The organism is Pantoea sp. 18059, assembly GCF_902706165.1.
In the GTDB taxonomy this organism is placed as follows: domain Bacteria; phylum Pseudomonadota; class Gammaproteobacteria; order Enterobacterales; family Enterobacteriaceae; genus Pantoea; species Pantoea agglomerans.
Genome location: NZ_CACSJS010000001.1, coordinates 1157814 through 1172199 on the forward strand (window position 1 = coordinate 1157814; position 14386 = coordinate 1172199).

At 53.6% G+C, this 14386-nt stretch carries 20 protein-coding genes; 14 read left to right on the forward strand and 6 right to left on the reverse strand.

All coding sequences use genetic code 11. The features are described from left to right. Positions 1 to 28: 28 nt before the first annotated feature. The 11 genes from fliJ (at position 29) to GVJ63_RS05520 (ending at position 9099) form a co-directional block, all read left to right on the forward strand. A complete protein-coding gene (fliJ, locus tag GVJ63_RS05470; RefSeq protein WP_003854478.1) occupies positions 29 to 472 on the forward strand; it encodes a flagellar export protein FliJ in 444 nt (147 codons plus the stop codon). Further along, positions 469 to 1737 carry a flagellar hook-length control protein FliK gene (locus tag GVJ63_RS05475; RefSeq protein WP_159226517.1) on the forward strand — a complete coding sequence of 423 codons (1269 nt, stop codon included), beginning with the start codon at positions 469 to 471 and terminating at the stop codon, positions 1735 to 1737. The genes fliJ and GVJ63_RS05475 overlap by 4 nt, the downstream gene beginning before the upstream one ends. 127 nt (positions 1738 to 1864) lie before the next feature. Beyond that, complete coding sequence (gene fliL / locus GVJ63_RS05480) at positions 1865 to 2353, forward strand: flagellar basal body-associated protein FliL (protein ID WP_010670855.1); 489 nt, start codon at positions 1865 to 1867, stop codon at positions 2351 to 2353. Between the two features lie 4 nt (positions 2354 to 2357). Further along, a complete protein-coding gene (gene fliM / locus GVJ63_RS05485; RefSeq protein WP_003854473.1) occupies positions 2358 to 3365 on the forward strand; it encodes a flagellar motor switch protein FliM in 1008 nt (335 codons plus the stop codon). Then, positions 3358 to 3765: a flagellar motor switch protein FliN gene (gene fliN / locus GVJ63_RS05490; protein ID WP_010247669.1), complete on the forward strand. Its 408-nt coding sequence runs from the start codon at positions 3358 to 3360 to the stop codon at positions 3763 to 3765. The genes fliM and fliN overlap by 8 nt, the downstream gene beginning before the upstream one ends. A gap of 11 nt (positions 3766 to 3776) precedes the next feature. Then, entirely contained in the window at positions 3777 to 4175 is a 399-nt protein-coding gene (fliO, locus tag GVJ63_RS05495; RefSeq protein WP_010247672.1) for a flagellar biosynthetic protein FliO, read from the forward strand. Beyond that, a complete protein-coding gene (fliP, locus tag GVJ63_RS05500; RefSeq protein ID WP_010247675.1) occupies positions 4175 to 4906 on the forward strand; it encodes a flagellar type III secretion system pore protein FliP in 732 nt (243 codons plus the stop codon). The genes fliO and fliP overlap by 1 nt, the downstream gene beginning before the upstream one ends. Positions 4907 to 4932: 26 nt before the next feature. After that, positions 4933 to 5202 carry a flagellar biosynthesis protein FliQ gene (fliQ, locus tag GVJ63_RS05505; protein ID WP_003854466.1) on the forward strand — a complete coding sequence of 90 codons (270 nt, stop codon included), beginning with the start codon at positions 4933 to 4935 and terminating at the stop codon, positions 5200 to 5202. Continuing rightward, positions 5202 to 5987, forward strand: coding sequence for a flagellar biosynthetic protein FliR (fliR, locus tag GVJ63_RS05510; RefSeq protein WP_010247683.1), 786 nt, complete (start codon positions 5202 to 5204; stop codon positions 5985 to 5987). Before fliQ ends, fliR begins: the two co-directional genes overlap by 1 nt. A 628-nt stretch (positions 5988 to 6615) precedes the next feature. Next, positions 6616 to 7251 carry a transcriptional regulator RcsA gene (gene rcsA, locus GVJ63_RS05515; RefSeq protein WP_010247685.1) on the forward strand — a complete coding sequence of 212 codons (636 nt, stop codon included), beginning with the start codon at positions 6616 to 6618 and terminating at the stop codon, positions 7249 to 7251. Positions 7252 to 7392: 141 nt separating this feature from the next. Continuing rightward, positions 7393 to 9099 carry a methyl-accepting chemotaxis protein gene (locus GVJ63_RS05520; RefSeq protein ID WP_159226518.1) on the forward strand — a complete coding sequence of 569 codons (1707 nt, stop codon included), beginning with the start codon at positions 7393 to 7395 and terminating at the stop codon, positions 9097 to 9099. Positions 9100 to 9207: 108 nt separating this feature from the next. Here GVJ63_RS05520 and dsrB read toward each other — a convergent pair whose 3' ends face one another. Beyond that, positions 9208 to 9402 (reverse strand): protein DsrB, encoded by a 195-nt coding sequence (dsrB, locus tag GVJ63_RS22180; RefSeq protein WP_010670857.1) that lies wholly within the window; start codon positions 9400 to 9402, stop codon positions 9208 to 9210. A gap of 62 nt (positions 9403 to 9464) precedes the next feature. Beyond that, positions 9465 to 9623, reverse strand: coding sequence for a YqaE/Pmp3 family membrane protein (locus GVJ63_RS05530; protein ID WP_010247691.1), 159 nt, complete (start codon positions 9621 to 9623; stop codon positions 9465 to 9467). 315 nt (positions 9624 to 9938) lie between these two features. On the opposite strand from GVJ63_RS05530, the gene GVJ63_RS05535 reads away from it, so the two are divergent. The 3 genes from GVJ63_RS05535 (at position 9939) to GVJ63_RS05545 (ending at position 12567) form a co-directional block, all read left to right on the forward strand. Further along, positions 9939 to 10172 (forward strand): DUF2525 domain-containing protein, encoded by a 234-nt coding sequence (locus GVJ63_RS05535; protein ID WP_010247694.1) that lies wholly within the window; start codon positions 9939 to 9941, stop codon positions 10170 to 10172. Positions 10173 to 10524: 352 nt separating this feature from the next. Next, positions 10525 to 11316: a mannosyl-3-phosphoglycerate phosphatase-related protein gene (locus GVJ63_RS05540; RefSeq protein ID WP_159226519.1), complete on the forward strand. Its 792-nt coding sequence runs from the start codon at positions 10525 to 10527 to the stop codon at positions 11314 to 11316. A 30-nt stretch (positions 11317 to 11346) separates the two neighbouring features. Next, positions 11347 to 12567, forward strand: a complete 1221-nt coding sequence (locus GVJ63_RS05545) for a glycosyl transferase (protein WP_010247700.1) — start codon at positions 11347 to 11349, stop codon at positions 12565 to 12567. Between the two features lie 86 nt (positions 12568 to 12653). On the opposite strand, the gene GVJ63_RS05550 is transcribed toward GVJ63_RS05545, so the two are convergent. From GVJ63_RS05550 to GVJ63_RS05560, 4 genes are all read right to left on the reverse strand, one after another. After that, complete coding sequence (locus tag GVJ63_RS05550) at positions 12654 to 12833, reverse strand: YodC family protein (protein WP_159226520.1); 180 nt, start codon at positions 12831 to 12833, stop codon at positions 12654 to 12656. A 190-nt stretch (positions 12834 to 13023) separates the two neighbouring features. After that, on the reverse strand, positions 13024 to 13155 hold the full coding sequence (locus tag GVJ63_RS22475) for a hypothetical protein (protein ID WP_003854444.1): 132 nt from the start codon (positions 13153 to 13155) through the stop codon (positions 13024 to 13026). Between the two features lie 33 nt (positions 13156 to 13188). Next, the gene (locus tag GVJ63_RS05555; protein ID WP_010247708.1) at positions 13189 to 14100 is read right to left on the reverse strand and encodes a DUF808 domain-containing protein; all 912 of its coding nucleotides are present in this window, start codon (positions 14098 to 14100) and stop codon (positions 13189 to 13191) included. Between the two features lie 10 nt (positions 14101 to 14110). Next, positions 14111 to 14386, reverse strand: coding sequence for a hypothetical protein (locus GVJ63_RS05560; protein WP_159226521.1), 276 nt, complete (start codon positions 14384 to 14386; stop codon positions 14111 to 14113).

The window sequence follows — 14386 nt, forward strand, 5'->3', positions numbered from 1 at the left end:
TCACACGAATTAACGCGAGGTAACGGCAATGAAAACTGCAAATGCCATCGATACGCTGCGCGACTTAGCGGAGCAGGATCTCGAACGCGCTGCCATCTATTTAGGCGATATGCGTCGCGGCCAGCACGCCGCGAACGAGCAGCTGACGATGCTGCTCGACTATCAGGACGAATATCGCAACAAGCTCAACGATGACATGTCGTCGGGCATTGCCAGCACCCGCTGGACCAACTATCACCAGTTTATTCAGACGCTGGAAAAAGCGATTGAGCAGCACCGCAACCAGCTTAATAACTGGAATCAGCGGCTGGAACAGGCGCTGATCAACTGGCGTGACAAACAGCAACGGCTGAACGCCTATCAGACGCTGATTACGCGCGCAGCGGAAAATGCATTACGACAGGAAAACCGTCTCGATCAGAAACGGATGGACGAATTTGCCCAACGGGCCGCATCGAGGAGAGGTGAATGATTACGCTGCCAAACATTGCTATGAAAGCGACGGTAAAAACCGACGCAGAACCCTCAGTCTCAACTGACCTTGCTGCGGGTGCCGATGCCCTGCCGCAGGACTTTCTGACCGCACTGGGAAACCAGTTACTCGGCCTGGCTAAACAGCAGGGAAAAGCGGCGCAATCCGCTGACGTCAAAGCAGAAACTGCCGATGACGCCCGCCCGAAGGCCCCGCTGAATGCACTGATGGCAGCACTGGAAAATCCTGCTGCGCTGACCGCTCTGTTTAAGCCGGAAAATATTAAAGGTGGGTCAAAATCAGCCGATGATAAAGACAAGCCGGACGTTGCACCCTTAAGCGCCAGCGATATGCAGAATATGCAGGCGCTGTTCGCCATGTTACCGGGTGTAGCGGCTGTTACAGCCACCACGTCGACCCCGGTCAGCAGTGAAGCGGGCGAGATGATCGCCCAGACCGATACCGGCCGGAAAAGCCAGAGCTCGCTGATGCAACTGCTGAACAGCGCGCAGCAGAGCCTCGCACCGGGCGAAGATGAAAAGTCTGATGCCAGAAGCGACGTACAGAGCAAACCTGCCGTCACCACTGCCGCCAGCCAGAACAACAACACCGCGCAGAGTGCGACCAGCAGCGGCCTGACACTCGACAGCAGTTTCCAGCAGGCGCTGAGCAACATGGTTAAGCAGGATGATCAGGCTGCGATTAAAGCCAGCGCCAGCGATAACGCGGTCAACGCTACGCCAATCGCCACCGCCAGCAGCCTGCCCGCGCCGGTGACCGCCTCCGCGACCACCAGCACACCGTCAACGCCGATGCTGAACTCACAGCTGGGCAGCGACGAGTGGCAGCAGGCGCTGAGTCAGCAGATTGTGATGTTCAGTCGCAACGGCCAGCAGAACGCGGAATTGCGTTTACATCCGGAAGACCTTGGCGCTATCCAGATCAGCCTGAAACTGGATAACGACCAGGCACAAATTAATCTGGTTTCCAGCCATAGCCACGTCAGAGCAGCACTGGAAGCCGCGATACCGCAGCTGCGCAGCGCGCTGGCAGAGAGCGGTATCAACCTGGGCGAGAGTCAGGTGAGCAGTGACAGTTCCGCGCAGGGTCAGCAATTCCAGCAGCAGCAGGAGGCGCGCCGCGATGGACAACATGGCCGCTTCTCCCTCACCCAGGACAGTGACACCGACATTACGCCGATCGCCGTTCCCGCCGCCCTTCAGGCTCGCGTTAGCGGCAACAGCGCCGTCGACACTTTCGCCTGACAGCGGCAAACGCTGAAGGTAAGCGTAAAACCCGCGTCTTTTCTACCCATTGGTTTGACTTAAGACGCGGATAATCTGTCTCGTGAGCCGAGAGGCTTGCCCATAATTCACAGGAAGTAACTGCACCATGTCTGATAACGCGAAAGCAAAAAAAGGCAGCAAACGTAAACTCTTAATACCAGTGTTGCTCATTTTGACGCTGGCCGCTTGCAGCGTGGCAGGCTATGCAGTCTGGCGAATGATGAATAAACATGAGGGCGATAAGCCTGAGGTGGCGAAAGTTGAACCGCCTCCCGCTCCGGTCTTTTTTGCACTTGATACATTTACGGTTAACCTGGTCAATCCCGACAACGATCCCGACCGCGTGCTTTACGTAGGCTTTACCCTGCGTCTGGCCGATGAGGATACCCGGCGTCGGATGAACGACTATCTGCCTGAGGTGCGCAGCCGTTTGCTGCTGCTGCTCTCGCGTCAGAGCGCTACGGCGCTGGCGACAGAGCAAGGAAAGCAGGCGCTTGTTGAACAAGTCAAACAGGCGCTGACACCCCCGCTGGTAAAAGGTCAACCTCCGCAGGCTGTAAACGATGTGCTGTTTACTGCCTTCATTTTGAGGTGAATCAATGGGCGATAGCATTCTCTCCCAGGCTGAAATTGACGCCCTTTTAAACGGCGACAGCGGCAGTGCGGAAGAAGAAAAGAAACAAAACGGACCGGAAGGCGATATTCGTCCTTACGATCCGAACACCCAGCGCCGTGTGGTTCGCGAGCGTTTGCAGGCGCTGGAGATTATTAATGAGCGTTTTGCCCGTAGTTTCCGTATGGCGCTGTTTAACCTGCTGCGCCGTAGCCCGGATATCAGCGTCGGGGCGATCAAGATTCAGCCGTACCACGAGTTTGCACGCAATCTGCCGGTGCCAACCAACCTGAACCTGATCCACCTGAAGCCGCTGCGCGGCACCGCGCTGGTAGTGTTCTCACCGAGCCTGGTGTTTATCGCTGTCGACAACCTGTTTGGTGGCGACGGACGTTTTCCGACTAAAGTCGAAGGCCGTGAGTTTACCCATACCGAGCAGCGCGTTATTCGCCGCATGCTGAAGCTGGCGCTGGATGGTTACAGCGACGCATGGAAGGCCATTTATCCACTGGACGTCGAGTATGTACGTTCAGAGATGCAGGTAAAGTTCACCAACATCACCACTTCACCGAACGACATCGTGGTTAACACGCCGTTCCAGGTGGAGATTGGTAACCTGGTGGGTGAGTTTAATATCTGTATCCCGTTTTCAATGATTGAACCGCTGCGCGAGCTGCTGGTGAATCCACCGCTCGAAAACTCACGTCAGGAAGATAACCACTGGCGCGACAACCTGGTCAAACAGGTGCAGCACTCTGAGCTGGAACTGATCGCTCACTTTGCCGAAACCTCACTGCGTCTGTCACGGATTTTGCAGCTGAAACCCGGTGATGTGCTGCCGATTGAGAAGCCGGAACGCATTATCGCCCATGTCGATAGCGTCCCGGTCTTAACCAGCCAATATGGCACGATGAATGGTCAGTACGCGCTCCGTGTCGAACACCTGATTAACCCGATTTTGAATTCGCTGAACGAGGAACAGCCCCATGACTGACAGTAATAAACCGTCTGACGATATCTCTGCGGACGATCTGTGGGCTGAAGCGATGAATGAGCAGGTCGGCAGCGGCAGTGCGCCGCAGACCGACGAAGTCTTTAAATCATTCGACAGCGGCAACGTCGCTGGATCGCTGCAGGATATCGATCTGATTATGGATATCCCGGTGAAACTCACCGTGGAACTGGGTCGCACCAAAATGACCATCAAAGAGCTGCTGCGTCTGGCGCAGGGTTCAGTGGTGGCACTGGATGGCCTGGCGGGTGAGCCGCTGGATATCCTGATCAACGGTTATCTGATTGCTCAGGGTGAAGTGGTGGTGGTGAACGACAAATATGGCGTGCGCATCACTGACATCATCACCCCATCTGAACGTATGCGTCGTCTGAGTCGCTAAAGAGTTACATTATGAATAGCCAGAATCAAACGCTGCAACCGGCTGCACCACACGCTCAGGCGATCTCGACCGGCTCCATGCTGGCCCAGGTCAGCAGCGTGTTAGCAGTGATTATCTTATTGATTCTGGCCTGCGCCTGGCTGGCACGCCGTGTCGGCTTCGCGCCGAAAAAGGTCAGCGGCCAGGAGCTTAAACTCACAGCCAGCGTTTCAGTGGGCCAGCGCGAGCGGGTGGTGATTGTCGATACCGCTGATGCGCGTCTGGTGCTGGGCGTCACCGCACAGCAGATTACCCATCTGCATACTTTGCCGCCGGGTGAACCGGTCTCTGTGACGCCGGTTAACAGTGCGCCACAGGATTTTCGTCAGCTGTTACAGAACCTGGTTAAACGTCCCGGAAAACCACAATGATGCGTCGACTGCTTCCTTTATTGCCACTGTTGTTACTGGCACCGGTTGCCCATGCCCAGCTGCCGGGTCTGGTGAGTCACTCGCTGCCGAATGGCGGTCAGAGCTGGTCACTGCCGGTACAGACGCTGGTCTTTATCACTGCGCTGACCTTTATCCCGGCCGTGCTGCTGATGATGACCAGCTTCACCCGTATCATCATTGTGTTTGGTTTACTGCGTAACGCCCTGGGCACGCCCTCTGCGCCGCCTAACCAGGTGCTGCTCGGACTGTCGCTGTTTCTGACCTTCTTTATTATGGCGCCGACTTTCGACAAGATTTATCAGGATGCTTACCTGCCGTTCAGCCAGGACAAGATCAGCATGGAAGTGGCGATTGATAAAGGTGCCCAGCCGCTGCGCGAGTTTATGCTGCGTCAGACCCGTGAAGCGGATTTAGCCCTGTTTGCCCGTCTGGCGAATACCGCCCCGATTGCCGGTCCTGAAGCGGTGCCAATGCGTATTCTGCTGCCTGCCTATGTTACCAGCGAGCTGAAGACGGCTTTCCAGATAGGCTTTACCGTCTTTATTCCGTTCCTGATCATCGACCTGGTGGTTGCCAGCGTGCTGATGGCGCTGGGGATGATGATGGTCCCGCCAGCGTCCATCGCGCTGCCGTTTAAACTGATGCTGTTTGTTCTGGTCGATGGCTGGCAACTGCTGGTCGGTTCACTGGCGCAAAGCTTCTACTCCTGATCCCCCTTTTCTTACCGGAGCAACATATGACACCCGAATCAGTAATGGTAATGGGACAGGAAGCGATGCGCGTCGCCCTGATGCTGGCCGCCCCGCTGCTGCTGGCCGCACTGGTCAGCGGTTTGCTGATCAGCCTGATCCAGGCCGCGACCCAGGTCAACGAACAGACCTTATCCTTTATTCCTAAGATTCTGGCGGTTGCCACCACCGGTATCATTGCCGGCCCGTGGATGCTGAATCTGCTGCTGGACTATATCCGCACCGTCTTTACCAACCTGCCTTACATCATCGGCTGATGATTACTCTCGACAGCAGTCAGCTGGTTCAATGGGTCAGCCAGTTCTTCTGGCCTCTGGTGCGCATCATGGCGCTATTCGCCACCGCACCGATCCTCAATGAACGATCCGTCAGCAAACGTGTCAAAATCGGTCTGGCGGTAATGATCACCTGGCTGCTGATGCCGCTGTTACCTGCGGTCAATGTCACCCTGTTTTCCCCTGAGGGCTTCCTGCTACTGATTCAGCAGATGCTGATTGGTATTGCACTCGGCTTCACCATGCAGTTCGCTTTTGCTGCCGTGCGCCTTGCCGGGGAAGTGATTGGTTTACAGATGGGCATCTCGTTCGCCACCTTTTTCGATCCTGGCAGCCGTCTTAACATGCCGGTGCTGGCCCGTTTTCTCGACATGCTGGCGATGTTGCTGTTCCTGACCTTTAACGGACACCTGTGGCTGATCTCGCTGCTGGCGGACAGTTTTCATACGCTGCCGATTGGCGGTCAGCCGCTAAATGCCAATGCGTTTATGGCGCTGGTGAAATCTGGCGGATTAATTTTCCTTAATGGCATGATGTTAGCGCTGCCCTTAATCGTTTTGTTACTCATGGTAAATCTGGTACTGGGTTTGTTAAACCGTGTTTCACCACAGTTATCAATCTTCGCAATTGGCTTCCCGATTACCTTATCAGTCGGAATTTTAACCATCAGCTTGCTGATGCCTCTGCTAGCCCCGTTCTGTGAGCATTTGTTCGGTGAAGTATTTGATTTACTCGCCGTGTTCCTGACAGAACTATCCCGTCCCTGAACATTAAGTTTCTAACTATCTTTGCATAACGATACTTAAGTATCGCAAAACCATCCGTGCATTTTCCGAACCATGTTTTCCAGAATGCAACTAAGGAAATTCTGATAAACGTGCGGAGAGTCTGAAAATAATTCTTATTAAACCGGGCTTCGCGTATTTTAGTGGGGTGGTTCACAGGAGCGGTCAGACTGTGAATGTGCAGGCAAAATAGACAAGACACTGAATTTACAAGAAAAAAATCTTTAAGTGATTTTTCTTGTTAAAAAATGTTTTTTCCGGCATTGTCAACGCACGCTGAGACATCACACTTTCGTAAAACAAATGTTTTTGAGAATTGTCCTATCAGAAAACTCCGCGTTTTCAAGGATAGTGACCTGGCTCCCAAAAAAATGAGTCTTACTTAACCTCCGACATTTCACTGGCACTCCCCGCCATGGCCGGAGAATGTGTGACGTCATGGCAGCACAAATTTTTTGCAGAACGGGTCAGGGATGAAGACTTTTACGGGCGTTTGCCTGTTGCCAAACTGCACGAGCAGAATAAAAAAGTACCTAAGAAATCTCTCTCGTACCGCAACGCGTATTCATCGTTGATTTAAACGGATAACAAATTGGTGAGGGTCGCTATTATGCCAACTATTATTATGGATTCCTGCAACTACACACGCCTGGGATTATCAGACTACATGTCTTTAAAAGGAGTTAAGAAGAAGAATATCTCTTCTGTCTCCGATATTGAGCAACTACAGCAAAAATGTGAGCAATTAAATCCTGGTGTCGTCTTTATTAATGAAGATTGTTTCATTCATGAATCCGATTCCAGTGAACGTATCCGCAGCATTATTACGCAGCATCCTGATACGCTGTTCTTTATATTCATGGCGATTAGCAATATCCATTTTGAGGAATATCTCTACGTTCGTAAGAACCTGATTATTACATCAAAATCGATGAAGACATCGACCCTGGATTCCTTACTCAGCACCTATTTGCAGAAGAAGCTTAACCAGTCTGCGCGTATCTCTTCGGGCATGGATGTACATCCATTAACGCTGAGCCAGACTGAGTCAAACATGCTGAAGATGTGGATGTCAGGTCATGATACCATCCAGATCTCAGATAAAATGCAAATTAAGGCCAAAACGGTATCGTCACACAAAGGTAATATTAAACGCAAAATCAAAACCCATAATAAGCAGGTTATTTATCATGTGGTGCGTTTAACGGATAATGTGACTTCAGGTATTTACGTTAATATCCGCTGATCATAACATCTGAAGAACCGGCCTCTCTGGCCGGTTTTTTTTTGCCCGGAATTGCGATCCAGATCTCACTCTTACCGCTAAGCCTTTACGCTCTTTTGCCGATGTTATGCCTTATAACAACAGCCTCAAGAGAGCAAGGATATGAACACTGCACGAGATAATAATGGACAAAAAAGCGCAGGCATCTGGCAGAATCTCCGCCTGGTGCCGCTGTTTAGCCTGATCTTCGGCGGCATTTTGCTGCTGTTCGCACTCTGTATTGGTGTCGCCAGTTACTTTCTGATTTCCGGCAATCACTCCCTCGATGATGCCACGGACGAAATTCAGGTTCGTATGGGCCTCTCTAACAGTTCAAACCACCTGCGTACTGCGCGCCTGACCATTATTCAGGCCGGTGCCGCCGCGCGTATTGGTGAAATGGACGAGTTTCGCGCCAATATTGCCGCCGCCGAAAAACGGATCCAGCAGGCAAAAGATGGCTTCGCGATTTATCAGGCACGTGAAGTTAAGACGCCCGCGGATATGGAACTGGATGCCACGCTGCAGGCTCGCTTCAACGATTACATTAACAAAGGCCTGATACCGATGATTGAATCCGGTAAACAGGGCAGCTTTGAGGGCATCATTGCTCAGGAGACCGATGTAACCCGCAAGCTGGATGACGACTATAACGCGGTGTTGCTGAAGGCGATCAAGATCCGAACTGATCGCGCCAATGCCATTACCGCCCAGGCCGATCAACAGTCGCGCATCGGCTTTATCTCCATGGCCGTAGCATTCAGTGCCGCCCTGGTGCTGGTGCTGTTGACCTTTGTCTTCCTGCGCCGCGTGGTAATTAGTCCGCTGCGTCAGTCGGTGCTGCGTATCGAACGCATTGCGCAGGGTGATCTGACCTCCGCTCCCCTGCCCCATGGCCGGAGCGAGATTGGTACGCTCATCCATAACCTGCAACTGATGCAGCAGGCGCTGGTGACCACCGTTGGTACGGTGCGTGAAGGCGCCGTCGCGATTTATCAGGGCTCCAGCGAAATTTCAGCCGGCAACACCGATCTCTCTTCACGCACCGAGCAGCAGGCTGCGGCACTGGAGCAGACCGCAGCCAGCATGGAACAGCTTACCGCTACGGTGAAGCAGAACGCCGAGAATGCGCATCACGCCAGCCAGCTGGCCGCGGATGCCTCGGGTAAAGCGCGCAGCGGTGGCGAGCTGGTGAACAGCGTCGTGAAAACCATGACCAATATTTCCGGCAGCTCGAAAAAAATCGCTGAGATCACCAACGTCATTAACAGTATTGCGTTTCAGACCAACATCCTGGCGCTGAATGCGGCGGTAGAAGCGGCGCGTGCCGGTGAGCAGGGTCGTGGCTTTGCGGTGGTGGCCAGCGAAGTGCGTAATCTGGCCCAGCGCAGTGCGCAGGCGGCTAAAGAGATTGAATCGCTGATTGCTGAGTCCGTCACGCTGATCAATGACGGTTCGCATCAGGTTGGCGCAGCCGGTAGCACCATGGGTGAGATTGTTGAAGCCGTACGACGCGTTACCGATATTATGTCGGAGATCGCGGCGGCGTCGGACGAGCAGAGCCGCGGTATTCAGCAGGTGAGCCAGGCGGTCACCGAAATGGATAACGTCACTCAGCAGAACGCCTCACTGGTGGAAGAAGCCTCCGCTGCAGCGGCCTCGCTGGAAGATCAGGCGGGTAAACTGACGCAGGCGGTCGCGGCATTCCGCCTGCAGGACGCCCCTGCAACCGCAGGTGTGGCTGCACGCGTCTCTTCACCCTTAAAGACACCGGCTCTGGCACCCCGTCCGGCGCTGGCGGGCGGCAGCGATAACTGGGAAACCTTCTGAGGTCATAGCAGTTAAACGTCAGCGGCTGATGTCAGCCGCGTAATCTCCGACAGCAAAAAGCCGCCTTTCCGGCAAACGGAAAGGCGGCTTTTTTATTGCGCGTCAGGCTCAGGCTTCGTGGTAAGGCTCCACGAAAATGCCATCCGGCTGGTGGGTCTCGTTAAAAAACCAGATGCCCAGCGGATAATCTTCCAGCGCCACCAGGAACATGGTGCCTTCATTAAACGGCTCCATAGCCAGAATGGTGCCAACACGACGCGGGCCGCCATCGGTTTTGACGCTGACGCGGTCATTTACCTTCATTTCGGTTCTCCAGATTATTGACTGATTACAGTCTAAACGAAGAACCGTGGTGATGCAGCGCGTTAGCGACGGGCAATGACCCAGACGGCGTGGATGATACCGGGGATATAACCACAGAGTGTCAGCAGGATGTTCAGCCAGAAGGCGCCGCCAAAACCGACCTGCATAAACACGCCCAGTGGTGGCAGCAGAATAGCGATAATAATTCGTAAGATGTCCATAACCATTCCTTTAGGTATTGATAAAAATCAGCTTTATCGCTAACTATAGCTGATTCTGCTCTGTTTAGTCGAAAAGTCAGGTAAATCTGAGTAAGGAGGAACTTTTGCAATTCCTTAACATTTCACCGCAAGACTTCTTACGCGTCAGACCTTTAAACTCTTCTCACTGCACCACCCCATAGGTGCAGCCAACCTGAAAGTAACAAGGATTTTGCCCGCGCAGCGCGGGCTTTTTTTTGCCTGCGATCTTTCCGCTCCCGCCTTTCTGCCCTGCGTTCTATACTGATTACTCTGTTTGCTCTCAGGAGTCAGAAAATGACAGACGAAAAACAGCACGGCGATGCTCAGCCATCCGATCTGCAGATTGATGTCGAAGGTTTACTGGCGGCGATTCAGGCCAGAACGTCGGGAGAGGTACGGGAGTATATGGAGCAGGATCAGACGCCACGGCTGGAAGTAGAAGGCCGGGTTTTCCACTCCTATAGCGAACTGGCAGAGGCGTTTGAAATTGATATTTGTGATTATCGCGCCTATGAAGCGAACCGCTGAAATCGATTTCAAAAAAAACCCGGCGGGAAGGCCGGGTAAAAAATCAATTCGTTACACCAGGGAATTCTTAACACCCCTGCAGATTACCCTTTCCCGACTCCGAAACAAGCATCAGATATGCACGTTTCTGCAACCGATCGGGTAATTATGGAGCGACTGTTACCAAAAACACCGCGCCCGCCAGTCACTTAGCCCTGCACACTTCTTGCATACCCACTTTTACTGCGGTTTCGTTTTAAGAATTATCCTGGATTTCCAGCCAGCGTGGCAGGAAAAAAAGTGTGAGCCATATTCAACTATAATATTGAAAAATCGCCGCTTTAGCCGCGAATGTGATGAAAGGAGCCTGTAAATGCCCGATCTCCACCAGCCGTTAATGATAATTACCGATCTGGATGGTTCGTTACTCGACCATCATACCTATCGCTGGGATGCGGCCACCGAATGGCTCACCACGCTAAAGCAGTACGCTGTTCCGCTGGTGATCTGTTCCAGTAAAACGGCAGCCGAGATTATTCCGCTGCAAAAAAGGCTTGGCATCAGCGGTTCACCGTTTATTGCTGAAAACGGTGCCGTGGTGCAAACGCATGATCAGCAGCGTATCCGCCTGCCCGATAACACCCTGACCTATGACGCTATCTGCCAGCGGCTGGCTGCCTTGAAAACAGCGTACCGTTTTACCGGCTTTCATGACTTCTCTGATCCGGAAGTGGCCGCAATGACCGGCCTGAGTGAGGCGGATGCAGAACTGTCGCGTCAGCGCGATGCGTCAGAAGTGATTGTCTGGCGCGACAGTGACGAGGCGTTTGAGCAGTTCCATGATGCGTTGCGTGCACAGGGCCTGGCGCTGACCCAGGGCGGGCGTTTCTGGCATGTAATGCCTGCGGGCAGCGGCAAAGGCGAAGCCCTGCGCTGGCTGCTGGCGCATTCACCCGGTGAGGCACGCGTCACTATTGGACTGGGTGACGGCCCTAACGATGCGCCGATGCTGGATGCGGTTGATTATGCGGTCGTGATTAAGGGCTACAGTAAAACACCGGTGACACTCAGCCGATCCGATCAGCAGCAGATCTATCACACGGCTCACCATGGCCCTGAGGGCTGGCGTGAAGGACTGGACTATTTTTTGACTCAACCTCAATGAGCTGCCCACGGGCATTAAAAGGATGATGCGATGAGTGACTTTTATCAGAATGGCGTAATCACCAACTTTCACAACCTCACCCACCGTAGCGTGGAGTCGCTGGAAAAAGAGATGGTACGCTTTGCCCGCAAACGCAAAATGGGGCTGATCCTGCCATCGCTGTTTTCCGAACTTGAAGGCCCGGCGCTGACGAAAATCGTCGATGAGCTGGCTAAAGTGCCCTATCTGGATGAAATTGTGATTGGGCTGGATCGCGCCGACCGCGACCAGTTCCTGTTTGCCCGCGAGTTTTTCTCCCGTCTGCCGCAACGGCATCGCATTCTGTGGAACGATGGCCCGCGTCTGAAGGCGATTGATGCCGAGCTGGATAAAGAGGGTTTATCACCCACTAATCCCGGCAAAGGTCGCAACGTCTGGTTCTGCACCGGCTATACGCTGGCGTCAGACCGTACCAGCTGTGTGGCACTGCATGACTGCGATATCGTCACCTATGAGCGCGGAATGCTGGCACGCCTGCTCTACCCGGTAGCGAACCCGGCGTTTCAGTATGAATTCTGTAAGGGGTTCTATGCGCGCGTCGCGGATGGCAAGCTTAATGGCCGCGTGGGACGTCTGCTGGTCGGGCCGCTGCTGCGCTCGCTGCAGAAAGTTTATGGCCATTCAGAATACCTGGAATATCTGTCGAGCTTCCGCTATCCGCTCTCCGGGGAGTTCGCCATGCGGACGCATGTGCTGAACGGGATTAAAATCCCCGGCGACTGGGGGCTGGAGATTGGCGTGCTGTCAGAGATTTACCGTAATTACACCACCCGCCAGTCGTGCCAGGTTGAGATCGCCGATAACTACGATCACAAGCATCAGCCGCTGGCTGAAGATGACGGCACCGGCGGCCTGAAGCGCATGAGCAGCGATATCGTCCAGTCACTGCTGCGTAAGCTCGCCACCATGGGTGTGCCGCTGACCAGCGACTCGTTCCGGGTGCTGAAGGCAACCTATTATCGTAATGCGCTGGATATGATGGAGACCTATAACCACGAGGCGGCGATGAACGGGCTGAAGTTTGATCAGCATGTGGAAGAGGCAGCGGTAGAGATGTTTACCCAGTCGATTCTGGAAGCGGGTCAGGCGTTTATTGAGCGTCCTAACGATAAGCCGTTTATACCGAGCTGGAGTCGCGTCCAGTCAGCCTTCCCGGATGTGCTGCAGCGGATCTATCAGGCGGTTGAAGAAGATAACGACGGTAACGTCTGAAAACAGGGCGGCACAGGGAGTGTGCCGGGCCAGAAAAAGCAGAAACCGGGCCTGACGGGGTCGCAGAACCCACAGGCCTGAAGCTGTCAGCTCGCCAGTTGCTGCGCGGGATTCAGAGCGCAGAGTTCATCGCTGCGGAAGGCTTCGCTGCGCACGGCATAGCCATCATACCAGCGGCACTCCACCATGCCACTCGCGTAGCCGGTCACCACCATCGTTTGTCCCTGTTCCTTGTGCTGCACTTCTTCACTGATTGCGAAAACCATGATGCGCTCCTTTTATTAACCTGAGTGTTATTAACCTGAGTGATTATTTTCTTTATAGCAGGCGAATAACGTTCCTGCCTGTTAAGGCACGCAAAAAAAGGGCAAATTAGGAATTAATCAGCTGGATATGCGGAAAATAAAAAAAGCGGATAAAAAAACTTATCCGCTTTGATGAGTATTGACGCTGACGTCAGATTTTACAGCCTTCGCAATCGGCTTCGTCGCCGAGATCATCCGGCACTTCGCTGGCTTTTTTCTCTGCTTTCGCTTCAGCCTGTTCCAGTTGTGCGTCGATATCAAATTCAAACATGTCGTCGTTCATCGTCATTCTCCTGACCGTAAATCACAGTGCGCTTTATACCGATTTTCCGCGCACTCTGGCAATAAGGTTGACCACTAACAGCACGATCGACCCAATGATAAAGCCGAGCACCAGGTTGGCGCCGTTGCTGAGCAGCATAGCGATCCAGCCGCTGAAGCCACTGCTGACTTCCTCGATCAGATGATGCAGCGGTGCGATGCCGTGTACCACAATACCGCCGCCGACCAGGAACATGGCGATGGTGCCGACCACCGAGAGGATCTTCATCAGCCAGGGCGCGGCAGCCAGCAGCACACTACCCAAACCCTGCGCAAGGCGGGACGGTTTCTCACGCAACCAGAATCCGAAGTCATCAATTTTTACGATGGCCGCCACGATGCCGTAAACGCCTACCGTAACCAGAATTGCGATGCCCGCCAGGATAATCACCTGGTTGAGCAGCGGCGATTCCGACACGATGCCTAAGGTAATCGCAACAATTTCGGCTGACAGAATGAAATCGGTGCGCACCGCGCCTTTGATCTTCTTCTTCTCAAACTCTGCCGCATTCTGATTCGCCAGCGAATCGAGTCGCTGCTGACGCGCTTCCGGTGATTTGCTCTGCTTGTCATGCTGCAAACTGTGCATCACCTTCTCCACGCCTTCGTAGCAGAGATAGGCACCGCCAATCATCAGCAGCGGCGTAATCAGCCAGGGCGCAAACGCGGAGATAATCAGCGCCAGTGGCACCAGGATCAGTTTGTTAAGAAACGATCCTTTGGCAACGCCCCATACTACCGGCAGCTCACGGTTGGCTTTTACGCCGCTGACCTGCTGAGCATTCAGCGACAGATCGTCGCCCAGTACGCCAGCGGTCTTTTTCGCCGCCACTTTCCCCATGACGGAAATATCGTCCAGAAGTGTTGCAATATCATCAAGTAAAGTCAGTAAACTGGTTCCCGCCAAAATCTTATCCTTAGTCTGGTTCGTTATGTTGACAACATGGGCAGCGCTCAATTTCCGTAACGGTCATCTCGGCGATGCCCTCACAATCCCACTCTACCCGCACCGTCTCGTCTGCTGCTCCTTCAGCATGCAGATATTTGCTGACCGGGCTTTCGGTCATGCCGGTGATCTCCTCCGTGGCGACAAGCCTGTCACCGCAGTAAACCCGCGCGGTCGCTTTGGTATTCACCATCCGCTCGTCACGAATCTGGTAAAGGCGTTTTACCGTCAGTTTTATGCTGCTCAT

What these genes read in the sequence shown, in the direction of transcription:
- fliR (WP_010247683.1), top strand. Translation starts at nt 5,202, where the DNA reads ATGATTACTCTCGACAGCAGTCAGCTGGTTCAATGGGTCAGCCAGTTC.
- rcsA (WP_010247685.1), top strand. Translation starts at nt 6,616, where the DNA reads ATGCCAACTATTATTATGGATTCCTGCAACTACACACGCCTGGGATTA.
- GVJ63_RS05540 (WP_159226519.1), top strand. Translation starts at nt 10,525, where the DNA reads ATGCCCGATCTCCACCAGCCGTTAATGATAATTACCGATCTGGATGGT.
- GVJ63_RS22475 (WP_003854444.1), bottom strand. Translation starts at nt 13,155, where the DNA reads ATGAACGACGACATGTTTGAATTTGATATCGACGCACAACTGGAACAG.
- GVJ63_RS05545 (WP_010247700.1), top strand. Translation starts at nt 11,347, where the DNA reads ATGAGTGACTTTTATCAGAATGGCGTAATCACCAACTTTCACAACCTC.
- fliO (WP_010247672.1), top strand. Translation starts at nt 3,777, where the DNA reads ATGAATAGCCAGAATCAAACGCTGCAACCGGCTGCACCACACGCTCAG.
- GVJ63_RS05475 (WP_159226517.1), top strand. Translation starts at nt 469, where the DNA reads ATGATTACGCTGCCAAACATTGCTATGAAAGCGACGGTAAAAACCGAC.
- GVJ63_RS05520 (WP_159226518.1), top strand. Translation starts at nt 7,393, where the DNA reads ATGAACACTGCACGAGATAATAATGGACAAAAAAGCGCAGGCATCTGG.
- GVJ63_RS05560 (WP_159226521.1), bottom strand. Translation starts at nt 14,386, where the DNA reads ATGAGCAGCATAAAACTGACGGTAAAACGCCTTTACCAGATTCGTGAC.
- fliN (WP_010247669.1), top strand. Translation starts at nt 3,358, where the DNA reads ATGACTGACAGTAATAAACCGTCTGACGATATCTCTGCGGACGATCTG.
- fliM (WP_003854473.1), top strand. Translation starts at nt 2,358, where the DNA reads ATGGGCGATAGCATTCTCTCCCAGGCTGAAATTGACGCCCTTTTAAAC.
- fliQ (WP_003854466.1), top strand. Translation starts at nt 4,933, where the DNA reads ATGACACCCGAATCAGTAATGGTAATGGGACAGGAAGCGATGCGCGTC.
- GVJ63_RS05535 (WP_010247694.1), top strand. Translation starts at nt 9,939, where the DNA reads ATGACAGACGAAAAACAGCACGGCGATGCTCAGCCATCCGATCTGCAG.
- GVJ63_RS05550 (WP_159226520.1), bottom strand. Translation starts at nt 12,833, where the DNA reads ATGGTTTTCGCAATCAGTGAAGAAGTGCAGCACAAGGAACAGGGACAA.
- GVJ63_RS05530 (WP_010247691.1), bottom strand. Translation starts at nt 9,623, where the DNA reads ATGGACATCTTACGAATTATTATCGCTATTCTGCTGCCACCACTGGGC.
- fliL (WP_010670855.1), top strand. Translation starts at nt 1,865, where the DNA reads ATGTCTGATAACGCGAAAGCAAAAAAAGGCAGCAAACGTAAACTCTTA.
- dsrB (WP_010670857.1), bottom strand. Translation starts at nt 9,402, where the DNA reads ATGAAGGTAAATGACCGCGTCAGCGTCAAAACCGATGGCGGCCCGCGT.
- fliJ (WP_003854478.1), top strand. Translation starts at nt 29, where the DNA reads ATGAAAACTGCAAATGCCATCGATACGCTGCGCGACTTAGCGGAGCAG.
- fliP (WP_010247675.1), top strand. Translation starts at nt 4,175, where the DNA reads ATGCGTCGACTGCTTCCTTTATTGCCACTGTTGTTACTGGCACCGGTT.